The 24,092-nt window shown below is 65.1% G+C and carries 27 protein-coding genes; 17 read left to right on the forward strand and 10 right to left on the reverse strand.

What is annotated here, in order from left to right; translation table 11 throughout:
- Positions 1-46: 46 nt before the first annotated feature.
- Both ggt and LHJ54_RS01435 read right to left on the reverse strand, forming a co-directional pair.
- Positions 47-1,765: a gamma-glutamyltransferase gene (ggt, locus tag LHJ54_RS01430; protein ID WP_228241920.1), complete on the reverse strand. Its 1,719-nt coding sequence runs from the start codon at positions 1,763-1,765 to the stop codon at positions 47-49.
- A gap of 11 nt (positions 1,766-1,776) precedes the next feature.
- Positions 1,777-2,811, reverse strand: a complete 1,035-nt coding sequence (locus tag LHJ54_RS01435) for a quinone-dependent dihydroorotate dehydrogenase (RefSeq protein ID WP_373457044.1) — start codon at positions 2,809-2,811, stop codon at positions 1,777-1,779.
- Between the two features lie 310 nt (positions 2,812-3,121).
- Here LHJ54_RS01435 and LHJ54_RS01440 point away from each other — a divergent pair, with 310 nt between their 5' ends.
- The 11 genes from LHJ54_RS01440 to LHJ54_RS01490 all read left to right on the forward strand — a co-directional run bounded on the left by LHJ54_RS01440 (position 3,122) and on the right by LHJ54_RS01490 (position 12,818).
- Positions 3,122-4,012 (forward strand): AraC family transcriptional regulator, encoded by an 891-nt coding sequence (locus LHJ54_RS01440; protein ID WP_228241924.1) that lies wholly within the window; start codon positions 3,122-3,124, stop codon positions 4,010-4,012.
- A gap of 27 nt (positions 4,013-4,039) precedes the next feature.
- A complete protein-coding gene (locus tag LHJ54_RS01445; protein WP_228241926.1) occupies positions 4,040-5,872 on the forward strand; it encodes a DUF885 family protein in 1,833 nt (610 codons plus the stop codon).
- Between the two features lie 147 nt (positions 5,873-6,019).
- Positions 6,020-6,439 carry an SUF system Fe-S cluster assembly regulator gene (locus LHJ54_RS01450; RefSeq protein ID WP_228241941.1) on the forward strand — a complete coding sequence of 140 codons (420 nt, stop codon included), beginning with the start codon at positions 6,020-6,022 and terminating at the stop codon, positions 6,437-6,439.
- The gene (gene sufB, locus LHJ54_RS01455) at positions 6,436-7,935 is read left to right on the forward strand and encodes a Fe-S cluster assembly protein SufB (RefSeq protein WP_228241942.1); all 1,500 of its coding nucleotides are present in this window, start codon (positions 6,436-6,438) and stop codon (positions 7,933-7,935) included. Before LHJ54_RS01450 ends, sufB begins: the two co-directional genes overlap by 4 nt.
- 192 nt (positions 7,936-8,127) lie before the next feature.
- The gene (locus LHJ54_RS01460) at positions 8,128-8,643 is read left to right on the forward strand and encodes an endonuclease domain-containing protein (protein WP_228241944.1); all 516 of its coding nucleotides are present in this window, start codon (positions 8,128-8,130) and stop codon (positions 8,641-8,643) included.
- Positions 8,644-8,710: 67 nt separating this feature from the next.
- Positions 8,711-9,466, forward strand: coding sequence for a Fe-S cluster assembly ATPase SufC (gene sufC / locus LHJ54_RS01465; RefSeq protein WP_228241947.1), 756 nt, complete (start codon positions 8,711-8,713; stop codon positions 9,464-9,466).
- Positions 9,463-9,870 (forward strand): hypothetical protein, encoded by a 408-nt coding sequence (locus tag LHJ54_RS01470; protein ID WP_228241950.1) that lies wholly within the window; start codon positions 9,463-9,465, stop codon positions 9,868-9,870. Before sufC ends, LHJ54_RS01470 begins: the two co-directional genes overlap by 4 nt.
- Positions 9,867-10,637 carry a SufD family Fe-S cluster assembly protein gene (locus tag LHJ54_RS01475; RefSeq protein WP_228241952.1) on the forward strand — a complete coding sequence of 257 codons (771 nt, stop codon included), beginning with the start codon at positions 9,867-9,869 and terminating at the stop codon, positions 10,635-10,637. Before LHJ54_RS01470 ends, LHJ54_RS01475 begins: the two co-directional genes overlap by 4 nt.
- Positions 10,637-11,923 carry an aminotransferase class V-fold PLP-dependent enzyme gene (locus LHJ54_RS01480; protein ID WP_228241954.1) on the forward strand — a complete coding sequence of 429 codons (1,287 nt, stop codon included), beginning with the start codon at positions 10,637-10,639 and terminating at the stop codon, positions 11,921-11,923. Before LHJ54_RS01475 ends, LHJ54_RS01480 begins: the two co-directional genes overlap by 1 nt.
- Positions 11,920-12,462 (forward strand): SUF system Fe-S cluster assembly protein, encoded by a 543-nt coding sequence (locus tag LHJ54_RS01485; protein WP_228241957.1) that lies wholly within the window; start codon positions 11,920-11,922, stop codon positions 12,460-12,462. The genes LHJ54_RS01480 and LHJ54_RS01485 overlap by 4 nt, the downstream gene beginning before the upstream one ends.
- The gene (locus LHJ54_RS01490) at positions 12,462-12,818 is read left to right on the forward strand and encodes an iron-sulfur cluster assembly accessory protein (protein WP_228241961.1); all 357 of its coding nucleotides are present in this window, start codon (positions 12,462-12,464) and stop codon (positions 12,816-12,818) included. The genes LHJ54_RS01485 and LHJ54_RS01490 overlap by 1 nt, the downstream gene beginning before the upstream one ends.
- A 237-nt stretch (positions 12,819-13,055) precedes the next feature.
- Here the strand turns inward: LHJ54_RS01490 and LHJ54_RS01495 are convergent, their stop codons facing one another.
- The gene (locus LHJ54_RS01495; protein WP_228241968.1) at positions 13,056-13,487 is read right to left on the reverse strand and encodes a hypothetical protein; all 432 of its coding nucleotides are present in this window, start codon (positions 13,485-13,487) and stop codon (positions 13,056-13,058) included.
- A 107-nt stretch (positions 13,488-13,594) separates the two neighbouring features.
- Between LHJ54_RS01495 and LHJ54_RS01500 the strand changes: the two genes are divergently transcribed.
- The 3 genes from LHJ54_RS01500 (at position 13,595) to nadC (ending at position 16,418) form a co-directional block, all read left to right on the forward strand.
- Entirely contained in the window at positions 13,595-14,602 is a 1,008-nt protein-coding gene (locus tag LHJ54_RS01500) for an adenosine kinase (protein ID WP_228241971.1), read from the forward strand.
- Between the two features lie 75 nt (positions 14,603-14,677).
- Complete coding sequence (locus tag LHJ54_RS01505) at positions 14,678-15,475, forward strand: LytTR family DNA-binding domain-containing protein (RefSeq protein WP_228241974.1); 798 nt, start codon at positions 14,678-14,680, stop codon at positions 15,473-15,475.
- An 82-nt stretch (positions 15,476-15,557) separates the two neighbouring features.
- Positions 15,558-16,418, forward strand: coding sequence for a carboxylating nicotinate-nucleotide diphosphorylase (nadC, locus tag LHJ54_RS01510; RefSeq protein WP_277754009.1), 861 nt, complete (start codon positions 15,558-15,560; stop codon positions 16,416-16,418).
- A gap of 22 nt (positions 16,419-16,440) precedes the next feature.
- Here nadC and LHJ54_RS01515 read toward each other — a convergent pair whose 3' ends face one another.
- The 3 genes from LHJ54_RS01515 to LHJ54_RS01525 form a co-directional block, all read right to left on the reverse strand.
- Entirely contained in the window at positions 16,441-16,980 is a 540-nt protein-coding gene (locus LHJ54_RS01515) for a DUF1345 domain-containing protein (protein ID WP_228241988.1), read from the reverse strand.
- A 65-nt stretch (positions 16,981-17,045) separates the two neighbouring features.
- Positions 17,046-17,477, reverse strand: coding sequence for a nucleoside deaminase (locus LHJ54_RS01520; protein ID WP_228241990.1), 432 nt, complete (start codon positions 17,475-17,477; stop codon positions 17,046-17,048).
- Positions 17,478-17,519: 42 nt separating this feature from the next.
- Complete coding sequence (locus LHJ54_RS01525; RefSeq protein ID WP_228241992.1) at positions 17,520-17,771, reverse strand: hypothetical protein; 252 nt, start codon at positions 17,769-17,771, stop codon at positions 17,520-17,522.
- A 152-nt stretch (positions 17,772-17,923) separates the two neighbouring features.
- Between LHJ54_RS01525 and rpmB the strand changes: the two genes are divergently transcribed.
- Positions 17,924-18,214 carry a 50S ribosomal protein L28 gene (rpmB, locus tag LHJ54_RS01530; RefSeq protein WP_228241994.1) on the forward strand — a complete coding sequence of 97 codons (291 nt, stop codon included), beginning with the start codon at positions 17,924-17,926 and terminating at the stop codon, positions 18,212-18,214.
- A 24-nt stretch (positions 18,215-18,238) separates the two neighbouring features.
- On the opposite strand, the gene LHJ54_RS01535 is transcribed toward rpmB, so the two are convergent.
- The 3 genes from LHJ54_RS01535 to xseA all read right to left on the reverse strand — a co-directional run bounded on the left by LHJ54_RS01535 (position 18,239) and on the right by xseA (position 20,828).
- The gene (locus LHJ54_RS01535) at positions 18,239-19,045 is read right to left on the reverse strand and encodes a M23 family metallopeptidase (protein WP_228241999.1); all 807 of its coding nucleotides are present in this window, start codon (positions 19,043-19,045) and stop codon (positions 18,239-18,241) included.
- Positions 19,046-19,143: 98 nt separating this feature from the next.
- Positions 19,144-19,347, reverse strand: coding sequence for a DUF2093 domain-containing protein (locus LHJ54_RS01540; protein WP_228242002.1), 204 nt, complete (start codon positions 19,345-19,347; stop codon positions 19,144-19,146).
- A 17-nt stretch (positions 19,348-19,364) separates the two neighbouring features.
- Entirely contained in the window at positions 19,365-20,828 is a 1,464-nt protein-coding gene (gene xseA, locus LHJ54_RS01545; protein WP_228242003.1) for an exodeoxyribonuclease VII large subunit, read from the reverse strand.
- Between xseA and purD the strand changes: the two genes are divergently transcribed.
- Positions 20,827-22,143, forward strand: coding sequence for a phosphoribosylamine--glycine ligase (purD, locus tag LHJ54_RS01550; protein ID WP_228242010.1), 1,317 nt, complete (start codon positions 20,827-20,829; stop codon positions 22,141-22,143). The two genes, xseA and purD, sit on opposite strands and share 2 nt — an antisense overlap.
- A 58-nt stretch (positions 22,144-22,201) precedes the next feature.
- Here purD and LHJ54_RS01555 read toward each other — a convergent pair whose 3' ends face one another.
- A complete protein-coding gene (locus LHJ54_RS01555) occupies positions 22,202-23,350 on the reverse strand; it encodes a sensor histidine kinase (RefSeq protein ID WP_228244258.1) in 1,149 nt (382 codons plus the stop codon).
- A 180-nt stretch (positions 23,351-23,530) separates the two neighbouring features.
- Between LHJ54_RS01555 and LHJ54_RS01560 the strand changes: the two genes are divergently transcribed.
- On the forward strand, positions 23,531-24,085 hold the full coding sequence (locus LHJ54_RS01560) for an HD domain-containing protein (protein ID WP_228244259.1): 555 nt from the start codon (positions 23,531-23,533) through the stop codon (positions 24,083-24,085).
- Positions 24,086-24,092: the final 7 nt, after the last annotated feature.

Below are 24,092 nucleotides of genomic sequence, written 5' to 3' on the forward strand. Positions count from 1 at the left end.
TCTGTTTTGTTGTTGCATTTTGCTTACAACAGCACTGCGCAGGGCGCTAGGCTCCGCCAAGCGTGCCGATCAGCCCGTCGAGGCGCGGATCGTGTTCCGCCTGCCACCGGCCGTTCTTGTAAACCGCCCCGACCGCGCGAAAGGGCGGAGAGGCGGCGCGCACACCGGCGTATCCCCTGGCCTCCAGTGCCTCGAGTTCGCGGGCGAGCCAGCTTCCTTCTTCCACGATCACGGTGTCGCCGAACGCCATCGCCAATGGCATCCCCAGCGCTTCTTTCAGGGGAAGGCCGAAGTCGATGACCCCGATGATGGAGCGGGCGACCTGGACCGGGATCGTCGATCCGCCTGCCGCCCCAATCGTCATGAACGGTGTGCCATCGGGCGCATAGATGATCGTGGGCGCCATCGAAGAACGCGGCCGCTTGCCGCCCTCCACCCGGTTGGCCACCGGCTGGCCGTCTCGACTGGGTGAAAAGCTGAAATCCGTCAGCTCGTTGTTCAGGTAGAAGCCCTGGACCATCAGTCCCGAACCGAACGCACCCTCGACCGTGGACGTGTAGCTCACCATGTTGCCGTCAGCGTCCATGGCGACGAAGTGGGATGTTCCATTCTCCGGAGGTTCGTCGCCGTCCGCCGCAGGCGATGCGGCCGCCGGTCGTCCGGCGGCGACTGTTGTAGCGGCCCGGAACGGGTTGATGAGGGCCGAGCGGCTGGCGACATATGCCGGATCGATCAGCCCCGTGACGGGAACCGCGACAAAGTCGCTGTCCGCGAGATACAGTTCGCGGTCGGCGTAGGCGAGCCGCTGGGATTCGATGAACAGCAGCCAGAAATCCACGCTTTGCGGCCCCAGGCGGGCCAGGTCGAACCGTTCAAGCTGGCCGAGCATCTGCAGCACCGCGATGCCGCCGGACGAAGGCGGGCCCATGCCGCAGATCCGGTAAGCCCGATAGGTGCCGCACACAGGCGGTCTTTCCTGCGTCGTGTAATCCGCCAGATCGCTCACCGTCATCGCGCCGTCGCGGGGGGTGGCCTGGGCTGTGGTGGCGGCGATTTCCTGCGCCATGTCGCCGCGGTAGAACGCGTCCGGTCCGGCCTGCGCAATCCGCTCCAGCGCATCTGCCAAGGCCGTATTTCGGATCAGTGTACCGGTCGGCAACGGGGCACCGTCGGGACCGTAGTAAAGCGCCCGGCCCTGCGCAGTCAAACCCGCACGGTCGAGCTGTCCGGTGAGGGAGGCGCGCAGCCGCTCGTTCATCACGAAGCCGTCACGGGCCAGCGTTATGGCGGGTGCGAACAGGGCCGACCACGGCAGCTTGCCGAACCTTTGGTGCGCATCTGCCGCCAGCGCGATATTGCCGGGTATTCCCACGCTGAGGCCCGTCCGGACCACTGCTTCGTAGGACAGCGGCCTGCCATCAGGGCCCAGGAACCAGTCCGGGGTTGCGTCCGACGGTGCCGTTTCGCGTCCGTCCAGCGTCGTGATTGTGCCATTGGCGGTGCCGCGGACCATGAAGCCGCCCCCGCCAATACCTGAGCTTTGCGGTTCCACGACATTGAGTGCCAGCATGGTGGCAATGGCCGCGTCCGTCGCGCTTCCGCCCTGTCGCAGCATCACCAAACCCGCCGCCGCCGCGCGTGGATCGGCCGCACCCACAGTGCCCGCCTGTTCTGGCACAGAATGCGGCGTTGGCGGCTTGGTAGCGACCGTGGCGCACCCCGCGAACAGCAGGGGTGCCAGGGCGAGAAGAAGGCGCTTTGTCATTCCTGCTGTCGCTATTCCGTTCCCACCGCCTCTGCAACACGGGAGAAGCCATCGCGCCGCATCAGCTGCTTCAGATCGCGCAGGATGCGGCGCGGCAGACCGGGTCCGCCATAGACCAGTGCACTGTAAAGCTGCACGAGGCTCGCGCCGGCCCTGATCCGTTCCCAGGCGTCCGCCGCGCTGCCGATGCCGCCAACGCCGATCAGCGGGATGGCGCCGCCGGTCGCGCGGCGGAAGTCTCGCAAGCAGGCCAGAGAAAGCTCCTTCAGCGGCGCGCCAGACAGGCCGCCCGCCTCGCCGCCCTGCCTTGATCGGAGCGGTGGACGCGCGACGGTGGTGTTGGCCACGATCAACGCATCCAGTCCGCGGTCCAGCGCGATGCGGGCGATGCTATCGACATCGGCTGGCTGAAGATCAGGTGCGACCTTGAGGAATACAGGCACGGCATGCCCCCCGCACCCCTCGTCCACCGCGTCGAGAACCGAGATCAAGGCGCTCTCGTCCTGCAGGGCGCGCAGTCCCGGTGTGTTGGGGCTGGATATGTTGATTGCCAGGTAATCGGCCAGCGGTGCCATGACCTGCGCCATCCGCCGGTAATCGTCGATCCGGTCGCAACTGTCCTTGTTGGCGCCGATGTTGATGCCGAGCGGGCCGGGCAAGCCCCGTTGACGCAACCGGGAGATGCGCGCGGCTGCCACCTGGCTGCCGGCATTGTTGAACCCCATGCGGTTGATGACCGCCTGATCCTCCACCAGCCGGAACAGGCGCGGCCTGGGGTTCCCCGCCTGCGGGAGCGGCGTGATCGAGCCAACTTCGACGAAGCCGAAGCCAAGGCTGTACAACTGCCCCGCGACCTGGGCATCCTTGTCGAACCCGGCCGCCATCCCGAGCGGATTGGGAAAGCGTAGGCCGGCCACCGTGACAGCAAGCGAGTCGTCTTCTGCCTGTGCATGGTCGCCGCTCCGAACACGCAGCGCGGCCACCGTCAACCGGTGAGCGCGCTCGGGATCGATTGCGAACAGGAATGGCCGGATCAGGTCGAACATAACTGCCATACGCCTTGGCATACTTGCTCAAACACGAAAAGTGCTTGATTTCGCCTGTCTTGTACTTCTCCGCTGTCATCAGCCGCAATGTCGCTTCCATACAATCCCTACATCTGCGGGCCAGCTATACGGAATCTGCGACCCGAAGAACTCATGGCAATCGCCACGCGTTCTTGCCTTCAACAGCGACCTTACTCATGTGAGGTCGCTGTTCTTTTTTGCGTTTTTGCAAGTTGAGCCTATGTTCTTGCGCAAAGGCCAAATGCGGGGGCGCACAGTGGTTCGAGGCAGAAAGGAAAAAGGGGCGGGGATGGTGCCCCGGTCAGACGCAGTCGATTTTACAAGCCAGTCGCTGTTCGAGCTTCGCTATCTACCCGTCCCCCACGACCTCGCTGATTTCGTCACCACCTTCTATCACTTCCGCTGTGACGAGCCGGAGGTGCGCGATGTGCAGCCCGCCGGCGTCGGCCATCTCACCGTATTCCCTTACGGCGAGGGTTGCCTCAGCTTCCGCGACGGGCGGACCATGCCCGCCCACCGGGTCAACCTCCTTACGCCGTTCAGTCTGGCGGTGCCGTTCGTCATGGCCGGGCCATTCCACGCGATCGGTGCGGTGTTCACGCCTCTGGGCTGGGCGGCCGTGACCGGACTTTGCGCAACTGCGCATGGCAACAAGATATGCGCCGCCCGCGACTATCTGGGTGACGACATCGAAGACGTGGGACAGGAGATCTGCCGCCGTTACCGACAGGATGCGTCAACGGCGGAACAGGGAACAGACGCGCTGGCGGCATTCATACGCGGAAATCTGCACAGCGTACCGGACAAGCATCGCGAACTCATCCGCACCACCAACCAATGGCTCTCCGCTGCGCTCAATCCGTCGCTTGACGATCTGCACTGCGCGCTACCCTATAGCCAGCGACAGGCGCAGCGTCTGATCGAACGCTACTTTGGCCTGCCTCCCCGTTCTCTCGTGCGCAAATACCGCGCGCTTCGTGCTGCTGCGTGGCTGTCCTTGCCGCACCTGTCGGATGAGGCGGAGGCAGAACTGGCCGAGGCATTCTACGATCAGCCTCACATGATCCGTGAAATCCAGCTGTTTGTGGGCCGCACACCGGCAAGGCTGGGGTCAGGTTCGCACGATTATCTGAACGAGATGCTGGACCTGAGAAACTTCCGCGAGATAACAGCCGCTTGAAAACCGAGACAACGGGAGCCTGATCGCATGACCTTTCGCTTGCCGCTTCTTCTTGCCGCTTCGGCACTTGCGCTGGCTGGTTGCGCCAGCACATCCGGGGGCGACCGCAACATCGCTTCTCCTGCGGGGCAGAGCGGCGATCTCGCCATTCGTGCGCCCGCGACATCGCAGCCAATCGGCGCGTTTTTCGAAGACTATGACCGGGCCACTCTGGAGCTGTCGCCGCGCAGCAAAGCGTACCGCGGCATCAGGGACGATGATTACGGGCGCTGGGGCGACTTCTCAGACGCTGCAGAGGTTCGCGAGGAAGCGTTGCTGCAAGCGACCGCGGATGCGCTGCGGACCGGTTACAACCCCGCCGACCTGCCGCCGCAGGACGCGCTGTCGCATCGCCTTTTCGAACGCATGGCGCAGCGTTCAGCATCGCTGTTTCCGTTTCGCGAATACGGCTACATCTTCGACCAGATGAACGGCGCGCAAAGCCAGCTGCCTGCGTTCCTGATCAACATCCATTCGGTTGCCGACGTAAAGCAGGCGCGTGATTACATCAGCCGGATCGAGGGCCTTGGCCCCGGCCTCGACACGCTCACCGCCGAATCGCGGCAGCGTGCCGCAGCCGGAGTGATGCCGCCGCGCTGGGTTTATCCTTACGTGATTTCCGACGTCCAGAACCTGCTGAACGCTGGCGCCGGCAACGCCGTGCTGGAGGACTTCTCCGGCAAGGTGGATGCGCTCGCGATACCGGCAGCGGACAAGGAGCAGCTGAAGGCTGCCGCTCTGGCCGCCTGGAACAGCAGCGCCGCGCCAGCCTATCAGCGGCTCCTTGCCGAAATGGAGCGGCAGCAGGTGCAGGCGCCGACCGATGATGGGGTATGGCGATTCCGGCGCGGCGCTGAGTACTACAGCGCCCTGCTGGCCAGCTATACCACCACCGATCTCACGGCGGAGCAGATCCACGATATCGGACTGCACGAAGTCGCCCGCATACACGAGGAGATGCGCGCGATCATGCGGCAAGTCGGATACGGCGGCACCCTCAACGAATTCTTCGAATACACCCGCAACGACCCGCGGTTCTACCATACCAGCCGCGAAGACTATCTGGCCGACGTCGACCGCGTGATGGCCGCCATGACGGCGAGATTGCCGGAGTATTTCAGCACCCTGCCTACGGACCCGCTGGTGGTAAAGCCTGTGGAGGCATTCCGCGAACAGTCCGCGGGCAAGGCCTTCTATTCGCGTCCTGCGCCCGACGGGTCGCGTCCGGGCACCTACTACGTGAACCTCTACAACCTCAGGGACATGTCGAAGAACGAGCTGGAGGCGCTGGCCTACCACGAAGGCGTTCCGGGCCACCACCTGCAGCTGTCCATCCAGACCGGGCTTGGCAATGTGCCCGCCTTCCGGCGCTTCGGCGGGGTCACGGCCTATTCGGAAGGCTGGGGCCTGTATTCGGAAGAGCTGGGCAAGGACATGGGCTTCTACACCGATCCCTATTCCGATTTCGGCCGTTTGGGTATGGAACTGTGGCGGGCCGCACGGCTGGTGGTGGATACCGGCATCCACGACAAGCGCTGGAGCCGTGAACGGGCGATTCAATACCTCAAGGACAATACGCCTAACCCCGACGGCGACATCGAAAAGGCAATCGAACGGTATATCGTCTATCCCGGTCAGGCGACCGCCTACATGATCGGCAAGCTGAAGATCATGGAACTGCGCGACAAGGCACGCACCCAGTTGGGCGATCGTTTCGACATGCGTGCATTTCACGATGCCGTGCTGCTGAGCGGGCCCGTGCCCCTCGATGTTCTTGAAGAGAATGTGGACGCATATATTGCGCGGGAACGGGCGAGCTGACCCGCGCCCAGACAAATCACGTTCAAGGGTCGGCAGAGCCATGAACGCGCGATCAGAACGCTAACGACTCGCAACAAGGCGTTGTGCGTTGAAAAGCGGGATGCGTCACCGTAGATGCTAATCAGAACGAATTGGTCTGATTAGAAGATGCGCCTGTCGAACCTCGCTGACTACGCGGTGATAATCATGAGCGCCGCTGCGCGTCATTGCGGCGGCGCGCGGGTGTCGGCCGGCGATCTGGCGGCAGAGACGGGCTTGCCTGCTCCGACCGTGCAGAAACTGGTGAGCCGGTTGACCGCCGCTGGATTGCTGCGCGGTCGCAGGGGTTCAGGTGGAGGATTGCAGCTGGCCCGTCCGGCTGCCGCCATTACCCTGGCAGAGATTGTGGAGGCGGTGGACGGACCGATTGCCCTGACCGCCTGCGCGACGGGGGGTGAGTGCGGTTACGATCACCACTGCACCGTGCGCCCGCATTGGCCGGTCGTGAATGCCGCGCTGCGCGGTGCGCTGGCGGAGGTGACCCTCAGCCGGCTTGCGCGCGCGCCCCAGACTATGGAACTGACATGAACGAGATCGCCACCCTCCCCTTGCCGGAACCTGAAATCGATGCCGAGGCCAAGGCGGCCGCTGCCCGTGCAGCCGAATACGAATATGGCTGGGCGAGCGAGATCGAGACTGAGTTTGCGCCCAAGGGCCTCACCGAAGACACGGTGCGCTACATCTCCGCCAAGAAGAACGAGCCGCAATGGATGCTTGACTGGCGGCTGAAGGCGTTCCGCCTGTGGCAGACGATGGAAGCGCCGAACTGGGCCAAGCTGAACGTCCAGCCGATCGATTATCAGGACGCGTATTACTACGCGGAGCCGAAGAAGAAGCCGGAACTGGACAGCCTCGACGCGCTCGATCCCGACATCAAGGCGGTGTATGACAAGCTGGGCATCCCGCTGGCGGAGCAGGAGGTGCTCGCCGGGGTAAAGGGCGCGCGTAAGGTTGCGGTCGATGCAGTGTTCGACAGCGTCAGCGTCGCGACCACCTTCCGCAAGGAGCTGGAGTCCGCCGGCGTCATCTTCCGCTCCATCAGCGAGGCGATTCGCGAGTATCCCGATCTGGTGCGCCGCTGGCTGGGCAAGGTCGTGCCGCAGCGCGACAACTACTTCGCCACGCTCAACAGCGCGGTCTTTTCCGACGGCACCTTCGTCTACATCCCCGAAGGGGTGCGCTGTCCCATGGAGCTGTCGACCTATTTCCGCATCAATGCCGAAAATACTGGGCAGTTCGAACGCACCCTGATCGTCGCTGAAAAAGGCAGCTATGTCTCCTACCTCGAAGGCTGCACCGCGCCGATGCGCGACGAGAACCAGCTGCACGCCGCCGTCGTCGAGCTGGTCGCGCTGGAGGATGCGGAGATCAAGTATTCCACCGTGCAGAACTGGTATCCGGGCGATGCCGAGGGCAAAGGTGGCATCTACAACTTTGTCACCAAGCGCGGCCTGTGCCAGGGCGCGCGCTCGAAGATCAGCTGGACGCAGGTCGAGACCGGCAGCGCGGTGACGTGGAAGTACCCCTCCTGCGTGCTGAACGGGGCGGACAGCGTGGGCGAGTTCTACTCGGTCGCGGTGACGAACAACCACCAGCAGGCGGATACGGGCACCAAGATGGTGCACAATGCGCCCGGCACCCGTTCCACCATCATTTCCAAGGGCATTTCGGCGGGCAAGTCGAACAACACCTACCGCGGCCTGGTTCGTGTCGGCCCGAACGCGGAGAACGCGCGCAACTTCACCCAGTGCGACAGCCTCTTGCTGGGCGAGCGGTGCGGGGCGCACACCGTGCCCTATATCGAGGTGAAGAACCCGTCCGCTACCATCGAACACGAGGCGACCACCAGCAAGATCAGCGACGACCAGCTGTTCTACGCGCAGCAGCGCGGGCTGGGGACGGAGGAGGCCGTCGCCCTCATCGTCAACGGCTTTGCCCGCGAGGTGCTGAAGGAGCTGCCGATGGAGTTCGCGGTGGAAGCGCAGAAGCTGCTGGCAATCTCGCTCGAGGGGAGCGTGGGGTGAGGAGTTTCACGCCTAACGTCGCTTTGTGCATCTGGCTTACTCTGAGTGGCAGCATCTGGCTGTTCGGTCTCCTCTGGATAGGAGAACTCTACCTGCCACGCATAAACGGCTACAACTCCTTCCTGCTTTACCTGCCGTGGCTGATCCTCATTGGGATGGCTATAAGGCTCTCCCTCGCAAAGGCGCTTCGTCGTGAGTGAGCGCAAGACCCTCCAGCTCCGTGCCCCCTCGGACACCGCCGATACGCCCGCGCTCAAGAAGAAGGGTCGCGGGTGGGAGATTTCGGAGTCGCGTCTCGACGCGCTGCACGAACGCGCGCGGGAGATGCGGCGGCATTCCTCGGACGCGCACAAGGCGCTGGCCGACCGCTTCGCCAAGGCGGACCTGGGACGCTACACCTTCAAGCGGCACGCCGTCGTCGGCAGCGCGATAGTCGACTTCAACTGCCACAATCTCGGCATGGCCATCGCCATCGACGAGGAAGGGCAGGACGACGCACTCGCCAAGCGGCGCGACAAGAGCCTGGAGGCGGTCGGCATCCGCGTCATGCGCCTCAAGGCCAGCGACATCCTGACCGACATCGACGCGGTGCTGGCGCGGATAACCGCCGGAATGCGGCTCCGCATTGCCGACAAGAAGGAAGCGGCACGGGCGCATCGCGAGGCCAACCCGCGCCAGACCTACAACCGGCGCGAGGTGCGGCGGTGATGCCTCCTTTCCGCCCCCACCCCGTCGCCCCGGACCCGATCCGGGGTGACGAAACAGGTAAAATGCCATGCTGACCATCACCGACCTCCACGCCGAAATCGACGGCAAGCCGATCCTCAACGGCCTCTCTCTCACCGTGCGGGCCGGAGAGGTGCACGCGATCATGGGGCCAAATGGGGCCGGCAAATCCACCCTTGCCTATGTGCTGGGCGGACGTCCTGGCTACGAGGTGACGCAAGGGCGTGTAGCCTTCGCCGGGCAGAACCTGCTCGACCTGGAACCGCACGAACGCGCCGCCGCCGGCCTGTTCCTCGGCTTCCAGTATCCGGTCGAGATCCCCGGCGTGTCGAACGTCCAGTTCCTGCGGGAGGCGCTGAACGCACAGCGGCGGAGCCGGGGCGAGGAGCCGCTGTCGGGCGGAGAGTTCCTGAGGCTCGCGCGCGAAAAGGCTGCCTTGCTCAACCTCGACATGGAGATGCTGAAACGCCACGTGAACGTCGGTTTTTCGGGCGGCGAGAAGAAGCGGGCGGAGATGGTGCAGATGGGCATCCTCGACCCGCGCTTCGCCATTCTGGACGAGACGGACAGCGGCCTCGACATCGACGCGCTGCGCGTGGTTGGTGACGGGATCAACGCTATAATGCGCGCGCCGGACAAGGGCGTGCTGCTGATTACGCATTACCAGCGGCTGCTCGACTATGTGCGGCCGGATTATGTCCACATTCTGAGCGGCGGACGGATCGTGAAGACCGGCGCGGCGGATCTGGCGGTCCGGCTGGAAGCAGAAGGCTATGACGGCGTGATGGCGGAAGCTGCGGCATGAGCTGGTTGCTAGCCTCGCTGGCGCAGGCGTCCGCTCCGGCTACGCCGCCGCCTCTTCCGCCGCCAAGCGCGGAGGTGGCGCAGGAGATCGTGGTTATCGGCACGCGGGCGAAGACCTGGCGTGGCGGAATGGCCAAGCGCGACGGCAGGCTCGTCTGCCGCACGAAGCAGAGCACCGGCGACCGCGAAATCGACGCCGTGCGTTGCGGTGCGATGCTGCGTTGCGCCGCTCCGCACGTTGCGGAGATGGACCGGATCGCCGCTTCGGACCTCGCCAAGGAGGAGCGCAATCGCCAGCTGACGGCAATCATGACCGGCACGATGCCGTGCATGGAAGAAGCGGGGCGCGTGGGCATTCGGATGCTGGCCGAACAGCGCCGTGGCAACCGGGCGATGAACCAGTGACGGAGTCCGTGATCCTCCCCACGCGCCGGGACGAGGCGTGGCGCTACTCCGACACGGATGCCATTGCGGGAATCGACCTTGGGCGCTTCGAGCATTGGGAAGATGTCGACGTCCCTGCCGGGGAGACGCTGCGCCGGTGCGTGATCATCGCCGATGCCGACGGTCCCAATGATGCCACCGAACTGCGCCGCCTGCGGGTGCGCGTGGGCGACGGCGCGCGCTGCGAGCTGTTCGTTGTGGTTTCCTCCGGCCGTTTGGGCCGGGTTGAGGTGGTCGCCTTGCTGGGCGATGGTGCGCATCTGGAACTGGGCGGCGTGACAATCGGCGGGCGCGACACCACGCGCGAGATCGTCAGCCGCGTCGCGCATGAAAAGCCCAATGGAACCAGCAATCAGGTCGTGCGCGCCGTGCACTGGGGGCGCGGCACCGGCAACTTCCTCGGCCGGATCGACGTCGTCAGCGGGGCGCAGAAGACCGATGCGGCGCAGTCGTTCCGCGGGCTCATCCTGGAACGCGGGGCGAGCGTGAACGCCGTGCCGCAGCTGGAAATCTTTGCCGACGACGTGAAATGCGCGCATGGGGCGACGGTCGGCCAGTTGGACGAGCAGGCGCGCTTCTACATGGCGGCGCGCGGGCTGCCGCCCGAGGTCGCGCGGCGCCTGCTGGTGCAGGCGTTCGTCGCTGACGCCTTTGTCGCTCTGGACAACGAGAACGAGCGGGAACGGCTGATGCGGGTCGTGCTGGACAAGCTGGACAGGCATCTGTGATGGACGCGCCGGTGACGACCCACAAGGATGCGGATGGCGAACGGGCGGACGTGATCTTGAAGACAGGCCGCGCGCCTGGCGCAGCGCGGCTGGGCAGCAAGGCGGACTTCCCCGGCCTCCTGCTGCCCGACGGCTCACCCTGGCACTACCTCGACACCGCCGCCACAGCACAGAAACCGCGCGCCGTGATCGACGCGATGGCGCGGGCGCTGGGCGAGGATTACGCCACGGTGCACCGCGGCGTCTATACGCGCTCGGCCAGCATGACGCTGGGGTATGAAGCGGCACGGCGGCGCGTCGCCCGCTTTATCGGCGCGGACGAAGGCGAGATCGTGTTCACCCGCGGGGCGACTGAAGCCATCAACCTGGTCGCGAACAGCTGGGGCAACGCGAACCTCAAAACCGGCGACCGCATCCTGCTGAGCCAGCTTGAGCATCACTCGAACATCGTGCCGTGGCAACTGCTGGCCGAGCGTGCCGGGGCAGAGATCGATGTCTGCCCGCTGACGCCGGAGGGGCTGATCGATCTTGACGCGGCGGAACGGATGCTGACGCCGCGGCACAGGCTGGTCGCGCTGTGCCATGTGTCGAACGTTCTGGGCAGCGTCCTTGATGCACCTCGCGCCGCTGCCCTAGCTCATTCGGTCGGTGCGAAGCTGCTGCTCGACGGCTGCCAGGCCGCGCCGCGCCTCGCGCTCGACATGGCGGCGCTGGGCTGCGACTTCTACGCCTTCTCCGGCCACAAGCTTTATGGCCCCACCGGCATCGGCGCGCTGTGGGCGCGGGCTGACCTGCTGGACGCGATGCCGCCGTGGGAAGGCGGCGGGGCGATGATCGACAGCGTGACCTTTGCCCGCACGACCTACGCCCCGGCGCCGCAGCGGTTCGAAGCCGGAACGCCTGCCATCACCGAGGCGATCGCATTGGCCGCTGCCATCGCTTATGTGGAGGAGATCGGCCTCGACCGCATCCACGCAGCGGAACAGGCGCTGGTGCGGCAGACGCGCGAGGCGTTGGCCGCAATAAAAGGGGTGACGCTGTACGGCCCGGCAGACAGCTGCGGCATCGTCAGCTTCTGCGTCGAGGGGGTTCATCCGCACGATCTGGGCACCATATTGGACGAGGAGAACGTGGCGATCCGCGCAGGGCACCACTGCGCTCAGCCGCTGATGGCGCATCTGGGTGTGCCGGCCACCGCCCGGGCCAGCTTTGGCCTGTATTCGGACGAGGCGGATGTGGCGGCGCTGATCCGGGGGATCGAGCGCACGAAAAGGATATTCGGATGACCGAAGGCACAGACAAGAGCTTCATTGCCGCCCCGTCCCCGGCGGATGCGCTGGCGGAACTGGCGCCGCATCTGCCGCGCTCGGGCGACAGCCCGGCCAAGCCGCGACGTGCCCGGGTCGAGGATGCGGTCGATCCGGACGAGGAAACACCGCGCGACAAGCTGGAGCGCAAGCGCGATTATCTCGACGGCTTTCTCGCTCGCCAACCGGAAACTGTCCCGGCCGGAGAACCCGGAGGCGCGCTTTACGAGCAGGTGGTCGCCGCGCTCAAGGAGATCTACGATCCGGAAATTCCGGTGAACATCTACGACTTGGGCCTGATTTATGGCGTCGAGGCCACGGAGGATGGCGACGTGGTCGTCACCATGACGCTGACGACCCCGCATTGCCCGGTCGCCGAGTCGATGCCGGCCGAGGTGGAACTGCGAGCGGCATCGGTTCCGGGAGTGCGGGATGCGCAGGTGAATCTGGTATGGGATCCACCCTGGGGGCCGGACAAGATGAGCGACGAAGCGCGGCTCGAACTGGGGATGCTGTGATGCAAGACGTGAAAACCCGCAGCCGGCCCGCAGCCGTGCTGCTGACCCCGGCGGCTGAAGCGCGCATCGCGCATCTGATGGCGCAAGCCCCGGCAGACGCCATTGGCGTCAAGCTGTCCACTCCGCGCCGCGGCTGTTCGGGCCTTGCCTACTCCGTCGACTACGTGACGCAGGAAACCGCCTTCGACGAGAAGATCGAAACGCCTGGCGGCACCTTCTATATTGACGGCGCTTCGGTGCTTTATCTCGTCGGCAGCACGATGGACTGGGTAGAGGACGACTTCACTGCCGGATTTGTCTTTGCCAATCCCAATGCAAAGGGGGCGTGTGGCTGCGGCGAAAGCTTCATGGTATAGCGGCGCCATGGATCCCCGCGAACGCCTTCTTCGACATATGCGCCAGATGGAGGCCGCCTTGCGTAAAGCGAGGATCGACGATGTTACTTGCCGGATCGTGCTTGAACACTTCGCGCGGCCAGCCCGGCGGTCTGGGCGCCGCAAGCCGCCCGAGGCCGGGATCGCGGTGCCGGCGATACCTCCTCGTGGCCCGCTCCCGCTTCAGGGCGGCGCCGAAGCACCGCTTGATTTCACGCCCTAACGCCTGAGCGCACGGACACAGGCGGCACGGTCCACCTCTTCCGCGTCGCTTGCCCGCCTCGCCTCGACATAGGTGGCGACCGGTTCCGCTCCAGGCTGCGTCGGATAGAGGAACACGTCCAGCACGCATGCGCGGCCCGTGAACTGCAACTTCAGCGCATCGCCTTCCGGCACCCGCAGGCGCGGCTCGCCGAACAACCGCTCCACCCCGCTGACCCGCTGGCCGATGACGTCCTCCAGCCCGCGTTCGCGCAGCACGGTTGGCGCAATGAAGCCGGTGGCGGGCGGTGCCGGGTCGGTTGCCGGGACGGGGGCACTTGGGCCGCGAGCCACCGACTGCGTTCGCGGCGGTCCGGCCGTTGGAACAGCTGTGCAGCCGGCCAGCACCGGCAGCAGGACGAGAAGCAGTTTGCCTGAAGGATGCGACATCAGACGGGATGGTCTGCGCAGCTTCTGCCCCGGAGTCAACGCAAGCCTTGGCGACAGCAGCCGCACTGGCTAGGGGCTGCGCAACCCCACAGCCCTCTGGAGACCCAATGCCCGAAGCCCGTTACGACGTTATCGCCATCGGCAATGCCATTGTCGATGTGATGGCCCCTTGCGCCGATGATCTGATCGAGGAGCTCGGCCTTGCCAAGGGTGGCATGACGCTGGTCGATACGGCGCGGGCGAAGGAACTGTATGACGCCATGGGTCCAGCGCGGGAGATTTCCGGCGGTTCGGCGGCGAACACACTGGCCGGACTTTCGGCGCTTGGCGCGCAGTGCGCCTTCATCGGCCAGGTCGCGCAGGATCAGCTGGGCGAGGTATTCGCGCATGACATTCGCGCCGCCGGCGTGGACTTCGATACTCCCGCGCGCGCGGGCGATCCGCCGACGGCGCGCTGCCTCATCTTCGTGACCCCGGATGGCGAGCGGACGATGAACACTTTCCTGGGTGCCAGCCAGTATCTGCCGCCGGCCGCTCTGGCCGAAGACGTGGTCGCCAGCGCTGCAGTCCTCTATCTCGAGGGATACCTGTGGGATCCGGAAGAACCGCGCAGCGCGATGCGCCGCGCCATCGAAGTTGCGCGCGCGGCGGGACGCAAGGTGGCGTTTACCGCATCCGAAAGCTTCGTGATCGAGCGCCATGGCGATGATTTCCGCGCCCTGATCGCTGACAACCTCATCGACATCCTGTTCGTCAACGAGAAAGAGCTGGCTACGCTGACCAGTGAGTCGCAGTTCGAGGCCGGGCTGGCCGCTCTCGCGGGCAAGGTGCCGGTGCTGGTCGCCACGCGTAGCGCCAAGGGCGCAGTTGCGATCAGCGAAGGCGTTCGGGCGGAAGTCGCAGCCGAGCCCGTCGACGCGGTGGTCGACACGACCGGCGCAGGCGACCTGTTCGCCGCAGGTTTTTTGTGGGGGCATGTTCGCGGACGGAGCCTGCAAGCATCGCTGCGCATGGGCGCCATCTGCGCGGCCGAGGTCATCAGCCACTATGGCGCGCGGCCCGAAGCCGATCTCGCCGCGCTTGTTAACGGCAGCGAAGCAGCTACCTTGCCGTAAGGTTAATGTCCTGTTCCGAAACAGCAGCGCAGAGCGGCTGTCGCCTGTGGTAAACCAACCGAAGGGAGTCGCCCCATGACCATCCGCACGATCCTCGTCGATGACGAGAAACTCGCCATTCAGGGGCTGCAGTTGCGGCTCGAAAAATATGACGAGATCGAAGTCATTGGCACCTGCGCTAACGGGCGCGAGGCGATCCGGATGATAAAGACGGAAAAGCCCGACCTCTGCTTCCTGGACATTCAGATGCCCGGCTTTGACGGCTTTTCCGTGGTGCAGGGCGTGATGGATATCGAGCCACCCCTGTTCGTGTTCGTCACCGCCTACGAGGAACACGCCATCCGCGCATTCGAGGCAAATGCCGTGAATTACCTGATGAAGCCGGTCGACGAGGACAAGCTGGCCGACACGATCGAACGGGTGCGCACCCGCCTTGCCGAAAAGCGTTCGTCCGAAGAAGCGGAAAAGCTGAAGAACGTCCTGTCGGAAGTTGCGCCGGGCGCTGCCGAAGAGCTGGTGGAGCAGCCAGCCGAAAGCGCCGACAGGTTCGAGAAGCTTATCAACATCAAGGATCGCGGTCAGATCTTCCGGGTGGAGGTCGGCTCCATCGAGCATATCGAGGCCGCGGGCGATTACATGTGCATTTACACCGGCGACAATTCGCTGATCCTGCGCGAAACCATGAAGGACCTGGAGCGCCGGCTGGATCCGCGCAAGTTCCAGCGGGTCCACCGCTCCACCATCGTCAACCTGGATCAGGTGCGGCAGGTAAAGCCGCACACCAATGGTGAATGCTTCCTGGTGCTGGGTTCCGGCGCCGAGGTAAAGGTGTCGCGATCCTATCGCGACGTGGTGGCGCGCTTCGTCCACTAAGCTTTGCCCGAAGCTATGTGGTGGCGGCCGGGCGGCGCATTGCTGTGGCCAAATCCGCACCGCCGTCTATGAACAGGGTGTGATGTCATTCAGCCTGCCGAACTTCGACCTCGATCGCTTTGTGCGCGACACGCTTGCGGAGGATCTTGGCGGTGGAGTCCCTGGCGGGGGTCGCGACCTCACCAGCGAAAGCGTCATCCCCGCTGATGCGATGTTCGCCGGCGTCATGGACAGCCGCGACCCCATAACCGTGGCGGGCCTGCCCATTGCCGACGCGTTCTTCCGTGCGCTTGATCCTGACGTGCAGGTCGAACGGCTGGTTGCGGAAGGCGACGAGCTGGGAGCCGGAGCCCATATCATGCGGCTCAGCGGAAACGCGCGCGCGCTGCTCACCGCCGAGCGCAGCGCGCTGAACACGGTGCAGCACTTGTCCGGCATTGCAACCCTGACACGCAAATACGTGCAGGCGATGGGCCGCACGGATTGCGTCCTGCTCGACACGCGCAAGACGCTGCCGGGGCTGAGGGCGCTGGAAAAATACGCGGTGCGCATGGGCGGCGGACAGAACCACCGCATGGGCCTGTGGGATGCTGCGATGATCAAGGACAACCACGTCCTTGTCGCGGGTTCGGTGAACGAGGCGGTCGGGCGCGCCGTTACGGCGGGCGTCGCGCAGATCATCTGCGAGGTCGACCGGCTCGACCAGATCGAACCCGCGATCCGGGCGGGCGCGACCCGCCTGCTGCTCGATAACATGGATGCAGGCACGTTGCAGCAGGCGGTCGCACTGGTCGGCGGGCGGGTGCAGACGGAAGCAAGCGGCGGGATTACTCTGGAAACGATCGGCGCCAAGGCAGCGACCGGCGTGGACTATATCTCAGTCGGTCGGCTGACCCAAAGCGCGCCCGCTGCCGACATCGGGCTCGATTTTACACCGCTGTGAGCTTCGCCTGTGCGGCTGCGACCTAGCCCTGCCCTGCAAGCAGGTTTACCGACAACGACAGCACGCCAAGGTTGAAGGCGAATGCGAACAGGCTGTGCCCTGTGACCACCCGGCGCAAAGCCGTGCTGGTTATGGCGATGTCGGCGGTTTGGCACGTCATGCCGATCACGGCGGCGAAATGGACGAAGTCGGCGAAGCCCGGCTGCGCAGTGGCGGGAAACTCCAATCCGCCACCGTGTTCGTCACTCCAGAACATTCGGGCATAATGCATGGCATAGATGAGGTTGGCGAACACCCAGGCGGCAATCAGGGTAACGAGGAGGAGGAAGCGCGCGGCAGTGTCGAGAGCGCCGCGCTCAAGCAGCAGCAGCGACAAAGTTGCCAGTACCGCGCCGCAAATCGTCACCGTCAGCACCAAGAGCAACAGACCACCGACATCATCCCGCCGCGCGTGACGGCGCAGCAATGAGGGATCGCCACCCCGCCAGAGAGGCACGCAGGAAGCGACGAACACGGCGACGGCGAGACAAAAAGCCCCAAGCAGCGCAAAACGCAGCGGCACCACGGACGTCAATGCGCCACCACTGGCCGCAAAGACGCCCAGAAACAGAACGTAGCGCGGATGCTTCAGCGTCGTTTCCCCGCAAAAAAGGTTTGCAGCAGCGATCCGGCCTCCTGCTCGCCGATGCCGGCATACACTTCTGGCCGGTGCAGCGCCTGCGGATGATCGAACACTCGCGCGCCATGTTCCACCGCGCCGCCCTTCGGATCGGCCGCGCCGTAATAAAGTCTCGCGATTCGGGCGTGGCTGATTGCGCCGGCGCACATGGCGCACGGCTCAAGCGTCACCCACAGGTCGCACTGCGCCAGGCGCTCTTGGCCAAGGTGCTCCGCAGCCTGACGGATCGCCAGCATTTCGGCGTGGGCGGTAGGGTCACACAACACCCGCGGCCGGTTATGGGCACGGGCGATCACTTCGCCACGCAGAACAATCACCGCGCCCACGGGGACTTCGTCCGCAAACGCAGCAAGCCGCGCTTGTTCAAGCGCGGCTTGCATTGGTTCGGGAAGGCGCCAGCGCATCCGCTGGCGCCCCGGATGTTACTCGGTCCGGCCGGTGGCAGGCGTACCGGCCGCATCCGGCTGGCGCACGTCCACATCGACGGTCGGCACTTCGACCTGCGTGGTGCCGGTCTGGACTTCCACTTCTGCCGGGCGGACGTCATACTCGGGAAGCTGACCGCCCTGTACGTCAACCGTGGGGAGTTCGCCTTCCTGTGTCTGGTCAACGTCGCAGGCGGACAGGCCCAGCAATGCGCCACCGGCCAGTGCTACTGCAATAATCTTTTTCATCAGATGCTTCCTTTATTTTGCCTAGATGTTGCCGCAATCTAGCTGAACTGCAGCCGCTGGCAAGGGCGCTGTCCGGCTTGACCTTTTTTCGACGCAAGGGTAAGCGCGCGCCTTCCCGGCATCGCCCGTAACATCTGCAAACGAGAAAAGTCATGTCGCGCATCTGCGAACTCACCGGCAAAGGCCGTCAGGTCGGCCACAACGTCAGCCACGCCAACAACAAGACCAAGCGCGTCTTCCTGCCCAACCTGCAGAACGTGACATTGCTGTCGGAAAAGCTGGACCGCTCGTTCAAGTTTCGGGTGTCCACGCACGGCCTGCGCTCGGTCGAACACAACGGCGGACTGGACAACTGGCTGCTCAAGACCAGCGACGAAAAGCTTTCAGCCGGAGCGCTGAAGGTGAAGCGTGAACTGAAGAAGGCGGGCAGCGAAGCGGCCTGAGCCGCTTTTGCCGACGAACTGCCGTCAGGGTCTTGGCGGCAGGAACAGGAGCGGGTCGAGCCGCGCATCCTCCCACTTGAGGCTCCAGTGCAGATGCGGCCCGGTCGCGCGCCCGCTCGCCCCGATGGTGCCGAGCAGCTGGCCCTGACGAACCGTCTGGCCTTCCCGCACAGCAAGGCTGTCGGCATGGAGGAAGGCGCTGTTCAGCCCCTTTCCGTGGTCGATGATGATCAGCTTGCCTTCCAGCGAGAACTCCGTTTCCGCTGCCAGCACGACAACGCCGCTGGCTGGCGCTACGAACGCGGTGCCGCGACCGCCCGCTAAGTCGAGGCCCGAATGGTAGCTGCCCGGCTCTCCGCGATAGATCCGCTGGGCGCCGAACCGGCCCGACACGCGCCCCGGGGCCGGCCAGATGAACCCCTCGCGCCAGCCCTCGCTGCGGCTTCGCACCTCCCGGGCGGCATTGATTCGGGCCAGTTCCGGCGCGCGTCGCCGCAGGAACGCTTCGGACGAACCGCCGGGCGTGCGGGCGACATTCACATGTTCGATCTGCCACACGCGTGGCCGGATGGTCAGGTCCTGCTCGACGGTCCTGCCGTCCTTCATCTCGGCGACGAGCCGGGCGGTCCCCGGCGCATCCCGGTCGAAGCCGGCGAAGAACCGCCCTTCGTCATCCAGTTCCAACGGCTGCCGGTCCAGCCGGGCGGCTCGCGTTCCCGCAGGCGCCTGCCCTCTGATCCACCCGCCCTGTTCCAGTTCACCTTCAAACAGGAACGCGGTCGGCCCGGCACTCCTGGTCGCCGGTTCGCTCGCGGGAACTGGCTGGGTCACTCCGGCCTGCGGCTCCGGTTCAGCAATCCGGGTGGCGGGAACGCAGGCGCCCAGCAACAGGGCGCCAATAGCCGCCGATGAAGCGCCACCACACCCGCTCATCCGCGACCGGTGAGGCGCCGGGCCGCCAGTTCGGGGGAGGCATAGGCTTCCTGCAAATCCGTGCTCCAGTACCGCAGTTCGGCCAATGGAATAGCCACGGCAGACACCGCGCAGTAAACGTATTTGCCAGGCCGCAGAACACGAAAGCCGTTCGGCCCGTACTGCAGCCGCGCCTCGTCATCACTTGAATTCATCAGCATGGCCAAACCTTAACAGCTTACGGCGCGCCGAACAAATCATCCTGCCGCGCCGACGGCGAACCTGCGCGCTTCCTTGGAGCCTTCGCTGCTAGCGCCGCCGGCACTACATCGAGACTGCCGTCCGCAAACTCGATCTGCAGGCGCTCCTCCCGCTCGGCAATGGCCTTGCGCAGGACGACATCGCCATTTGCCGCGCGGACCAGCACGAAGCCGCGCTTCAGTGGCGCTTTGGGATCGAGCGAGCGATAGATACGCGCGGCTGCGTCAAGGCGCTGTTCCGCGCCGCGTCCGATCCGCTCCAGCAATTGCGGGCGCAGCGCGATCCGGCGCAAGGTCGCCTGCCGGCTGGCGATCTGCTGTTGCAGCAACGGCAGCGACAGCCGCCCGCCGTACCGCTGCAACTGCTCGCCCGCAGTGCGGGCGCGATCCTGCAGCGCGCGCCGCAACCTGTCGGCCACTTCATCGAGCCGCAGCGCCTGCGGTTGCAGCAGCGCCTCGACACGCGGCAACCGCTGGACGCGCGCCAGCAGCCGTTCCTGTCCCAGCGTGACCGGGCGAACCGCCGCCCGGCGGGTGCGCGCGGCGAAGTCCGCCAGCAACGCCTGCAGTTCCGCCTTCACCGGCACAGCCATTTCGGCGGCCGCAGTCGGCGTTGGCGCGCGGCGGTCGGCGGCAAAGTCGCACAAGGAGGTGTCGGTTTCGTGCCCCACCGCGCTGATGACCGGGATGGAGGACGCCGCGACGGCGCGAACGACCTCTTCCTCGTTGAAGCTCCACAGATCCTCGATGGAGCCGCCGCCGCGCGCGACGATAAGAAGATCGGGCCGAGGCACCGCGCCGCCGGGTGTCAGCTCGCCAAAACCGCGCACGGCCGCTGCGACCTGCCGCGCCGCGTCCGGCCCCTGCACCAGAACCGGCCACAGCAGCACTTCCGTCGGAAAGCGGTCGGCCAGCCGATGCAGGATGTCGCGGATCACCGCCCCGGTCGGCGATGTCACAACCCCAATGACGCGCGGCAAATAGGGCAGCGCGCGTTTCCGCTCGCGGGCGAACAGCCCTTCCGCTTCCAGCCGCGCCCGGGTTCGTTCCAGCAGGGCGAGCAGCGCGCCCTCCCCCGCCAGCTCCATGCTGTCGATCACGATCTGGTACTTGGACCGGCCGGGATAGGTCGTGACCTTGCCCGATGCGATCACCTCCAGCCCGTCCTCGGGTCCGAAGGCAAGCCGCGCCGCGCTCCCGCGCCACATCACGCCGTCGATCACCGCCTTGTCGTCCTTGAGCGCGCAGTAGAGGTGCCCCGAGGCCGCCCGTTTTACGCCAGACAGTTCGCCGCGCAGGCGGACAAAGCCGAAGCGGTCCTCCATTGTCCGCTTGATCAGGCTGGAAACTTCGGAAATGCTCAGCGGCTCGGCGTTGTCGCCGGGATGCTGCTTGGCTACGAGGCGACCGGCATCGTCATCGTCGTTGAAGGAAGCGGGCATGAACATCCTTTTGCTGGGCAGCGGCGGGCGTGAACATGCGCTCGCGTGGAAGCTGGCGCAATCCCCGGTCCTCGCCAGGCTCTATGCCGCACCGGGCAATCCGGGCATCGCGCAACACGCCGAGCTGGTGCAGCTGAACCCCGCCGATCATCCGCAGGTCGAGCAGTTCTGCCGCGACCGGATGATAGATCTGGTGGTGATCGGTCCGGAGGCGCCTCTGGTTGCGGGGCTCGCGGATGATCTGCGCGCCGCCGGCATCGCGGTGTTCGGCCCGTCTCGCGCCGCGGCCCAGCTTGAAGGAAGCAAGGCGTTCACCAAGGCACTGTGCGCGCAGGCGGAAATCCCGACTGCGGCCTATGCCCACGTCCGCTCCATCGCAGAGGGCCGGGAAGCGCTGGACCGCTTCAACGCACCCTTCGTCCTCAAGGCTGACGGGCTGGCCGCCGGGAAAGGGGTCGTAATCGCCGAGAGCCGGCATGAGGCCGAAGTCGCGCTGGCGGACCTTCTGCAAGGTCGCTTCGGCCCAGCCGGTAGCGCGGTGGTCATCGAGGAGTTTCTGCAAGGCGAAGAGGCCAGCTTTTTTGCCCTGACCGACGGCCGCACGGTTATTCCGTTCGGCAGCGCGCAGGATCACAAACGCGTAGGCGACAGCGACACAGGCCCTAACACAGGCGGCATGGGCGCCTATTCGCCCGCCCCGGTTCTGACACCCACGCTGGAGGCACAGGTGATGAAGGACATCATCGGACCGACAGTCGCCGCCCTTGCAGCGCAAGGCGTGCCCTACTCCGGCGTCCTCTACGCGGGGCTGATGCTCACGTCGGACGGGCCGAAGCTGATCGAATACAACTGCCGTTTCGGCGACCCGGAATGTCAGGTGCTGATGATGCGCTATAGCGGCGATCTGGCCACGCTGATGCTGCTGTGCGCGCGCGGCGAACTCGACCAGCTGGAGAGCGGACGCCACCGGTTCGAACCTGTGACCGCTCTGACCGTGGTCATGGCGGCCAAGGGCTATCCCGGGCAGCCGGAGACTGGCGGCAGCATTGATCTGGGTGCGGCGGAAGCAGACGGGGCCAAGATTTTCCACGCCGGAACCGTTCTCGACCACGGGACACTCCGGGCGAGCGGCGGCCGGGTACTGAATGTCACCGCAACGGGGAAAAGCGTCGCGGAAGCGCAGGCAGCCGCTTACGCCGCGGTGGATGCGATCCACTTCCCCACCGGCTTCTGCCGCCGCGATATCGGCTGGCGAGAGGTGGAGCGGGAAGCGCGATCATCGCAACAGACAGCCGGCGAAAGCGCCGCAACGTAGCTCCGGGCCGCCGGGCGGCCGCGGCGGCTGTGCGGCATCTGCGGATCAAGGGATAAGCTCAGGCGGCGCCCTGCCGGGCGAGCGCGGGCCGAGCCTCCTCTTCCTTCTCCGCCTGTTCGTACGGCAATTCGATGACTACCGAAAAGCCGCCCTCGTCATTGCGGCGGATTTCGAAACGGTGATCGTCGCCATAGGCTTGTTCCAGCCGGTTACGAATGTTGACGAGGCCCACTCCCGTCGAAATCTTGGCACGGGCGGACAGGTCGGCTGCCGTCAGCGGTCCGGCCGCACCGGGGCCAGGGCCCGTGTCGCTCACCTCAATCCGCAATCGCGTACCGATTCGCTGGGCAGTCAGGGAGATTTTCGCACCTTCTTCCTGGGGGCTGACCGCGTATTTGATGGCGTTTTCCACCAGCGGCTGCAGCAGCAGGGACGGCAGGCGTCCCTCCGCCGCCTCGTGGCTGATGCGAAAGGACGTGCGCAGCCGCTCTTCAAAGCGCATTCGTTCTATGTCGAGATAAAGTTTGAGGTTCTCCACCTCCTGCGCCACCGTCACCGTGCCGGTGGGTTGCGCGACCAGCGTATGCCGCAGGAACGCGGACAGCCGGGTCAGCATGGCGTTCGCGGGCTCGGTCTGTTTCAGCAGTACCAGCGTGCTGATGGAATTGAGCGTATTGAACAGAAAATGCGGGTTCAGCTGGTAACGCAGCATGGCGAGCTGCGCGTTGGCCGCCTGCGCCTCCAGCCGCAGAAGATGATCGGCCTGCTGCTCGATCTTGAGAAAGAAGTTGATAGCGAAATACAGCGCCGACCACGCGCCCAGCAGGGTCAGCGGATAGATCAAAATGCCAAGGAACAGCTGGGCAAAGCCGGTGGTCCGGTCTGGCCGGTACAGGGTGATGACCCAGGCATCGATAATGGTCAGCACGCCCACCGCGACAACCAGCGCGGCCGACGCACCGGTCCACAGCAGGATCGGCCGCAGCTGCATCAGGTGGCGATAAATGACCGCCAGGATCAGGCTGATCGAGAATCCGGTGATCATCTCGATCAGCGTGATGATGACGAAATCCCATTCCTGCCGCCCCGCGATGGCGGAAGCGGACCGCAGAATAAACGCGCCACCCCAGCCAGCAGCCTGCAGGTTCCAGAACGCCCGGTTCTTGTTCTCGAAGAACGGAACCGGCTTTATCGGGAGAACGGCCATCATCAAGCGCCGGCCTTAGCGCAATTGTGACGCGTCCCGCCAGCGTGTAGTATGCGCTTTTGAGGAGAGGATCCGATGGAGCGGACAGAAGAATTCAGCCGGCCGGCCGCAGACGAGCATGGATCCGACCCATCGCATGGCGCGGCCGAGCACGGAAAGGCGCGCGCTGCCTTCCGCGCCATGGACGAGGGTACGGCCGCCGACTGGCAGATCATTGGCGGTGAATATCGCGCCTTTGCGAAGGGGTTGCCCGATCGGGTGCTGGCCCATCTCAAGCTGCTGGATGGCGACTTCGGCGGTTTCCCGGTATGTCGGCTGGAACACTCACTGCAAACCGCCACCCGCGCCCATCGGGACGGGCGGAATGAGGAATATGTGGTCATGGCGCTGTTGCACGATATCGGCGACACGCTGGGCAGCTATAACCACCCGGAAGTCGCGGCCGCCATCCTGAAGCCGTTCGTGTCAGAGGAAGTCCACTGGATCTGCCAGAACCACGGCGCTTTTCAGGGCTATTACTACTTTCACTTTCTGGGGATGGATCGCGACGTTCGCGAACAGTTCCGCAATCACCCGCATTTCGAAGCATGCCGGCTGTTCTGCGAGAAATACGATCAGGCGGCATTTGATCCCGACTACGACAGCGAACCGCTGGAGTTTTTCGAACCGATGGTGCGCCGGGTGATGGCTCGCCCCCGTGTATCGTTGTATGCCGCCGCCATGGAAGACGCGTAGGGAAGAC

The organism is Porphyrobacter sp. GA68, from assembly GCF_022605525.1.
Lineage (GTDB): Bacteria > Pseudomonadota > Alphaproteobacteria > Sphingomonadales > Sphingomonadaceae > Qipengyuania_B.

Bases quoted from the DNA above. Each gene is read 5' to 3' on its own strand.
- LHJ54_RS01495 (WP_228241968.1), bottom strand. From the start codon at position 13,487: ATGTCGCATCCTTCAGGCAAACTGCTTCTCGTCCTGCTGCCGGTGCTG.
- LHJ54_RS01540 (WP_228242002.1), bottom strand. From the start codon at position 19,347: ATGCTGATGAATTCAAGTGATGACGAGGCGCGGCTGCAGTACGGGCCG.
- sufB (WP_228241942.1), top strand. From the start codon at position 6,436: ATGAACGAGATCGCCACCCTCCCCTTGCCGGAACCTGAAATCGATGCC.
- LHJ54_RS01505 (WP_228241974.1), top strand. From the start codon at position 14,678: ATGACCATCCGCACGATCCTCGTCGATGACGAGAAACTCGCCATTCAG.
- LHJ54_RS01435 (WP_373457044.1), bottom strand. From the start codon at position 2,811: ATGTTCGACCTGATCCGGCCATTCCTGTTCGCAATCGATCCCGAGCGC.
- LHJ54_RS01490 (WP_228241961.1), top strand. From the start codon at position 12,462: ATGCAAGACGTGAAAACCCGCAGCCGGCCCGCAGCCGTGCTGCTGACC.
- LHJ54_RS01480 (WP_228241954.1), top strand. From the start codon at position 10,637: ATGGACGCGCCGGTGACGACCCACAAGGATGCGGATGGCGAACGGGCG.
- LHJ54_RS01500 (WP_228241971.1), top strand. From the start codon at position 13,595: ATGCCCGAAGCCCGTTACGACGTTATCGCCATCGGCAATGCCATTGTC.
- xseA (WP_228242003.1), bottom strand. From the start codon at position 20,828: ATGCCCGCTTCCTTCAACGACGATGACGATGCCGGTCGCCTCGTAGCC.
- rpmB (WP_228241994.1), top strand. From the start codon at position 17,924: ATGTCGCGCATCTGCGAACTCACCGGCAAAGGCCGTCAGGTCGGCCAC.
- LHJ54_RS01440 (WP_228241924.1), top strand. From the start codon at position 3,122: ATGGTGCCCCGGTCAGACGCAGTCGATTTTACAAGCCAGTCGCTGTTC.
- LHJ54_RS01555 (WP_228244258.1), bottom strand. From the start codon at position 23,350: ATGGCCGTTCTCCCGATAAAGCCGGTTCCGTTCTTCGAGAACAAGAAC.
- LHJ54_RS01520 (WP_228241990.1), bottom strand. From the start codon at position 17,477: ATGCAAGCCGCGCTTGAACAAGCGCGGCTTGCTGCGTTTGCGGACGAA.
- LHJ54_RS01525 (WP_228241992.1), bottom strand. From the start codon at position 17,771: ATGAAAAAGATTATTGCAGTAGCACTGGCCGGTGGCGCATTGCTGGGC.
- LHJ54_RS01450 (WP_228241941.1), top strand. From the start codon at position 6,020: ATGCGCCTGTCGAACCTCGCTGACTACGCGGTGATAATCATGAGCGCC.
- sufC (WP_228241947.1), top strand. From the start codon at position 8,711: ATGCTGACCATCACCGACCTCCACGCCGAAATCGACGGCAAGCCGATC.
- LHJ54_RS01560 (WP_228244259.1), top strand. From the start codon at position 23,531: ATGGACGAGGGTACGGCCGCCGACTGGCAGATCATTGGCGGTGAATAT.
- LHJ54_RS01445 (WP_228241926.1), top strand. From the start codon at position 4,040: ATGACCTTTCGCTTGCCGCTTCTTCTTGCCGCTTCGGCACTTGCGCTG.
- LHJ54_RS01470 (WP_228241950.1), top strand. From the start codon at position 9,463: ATGAGCTGGTTGCTAGCCTCGCTGGCGCAGGCGTCCGCTCCGGCTACG.
- LHJ54_RS01485 (WP_228241957.1), top strand. From the start codon at position 11,920: ATGACCGAAGGCACAGACAAGAGCTTCATTGCCGCCCCGTCCCCGGCG.
- nadC (WP_277754009.1), top strand. From the start codon at position 15,558: ATGTCATTCAGCCTGCCGAACTTCGACCTCGATCGCTTTGTGCGCGAC.
- ggt (WP_228241920.1), bottom strand. From the start codon at position 1,765: ATGACAAAGCGCCTTCTTCTCGCCCTGGCACCCCTGCTGTTCGCGGGG.
- purD (WP_228242010.1), top strand. From the start codon at position 20,827: ATGAACATCCTTTTGCTGGGCAGCGGCGGGCGTGAACATGCGCTCGCG.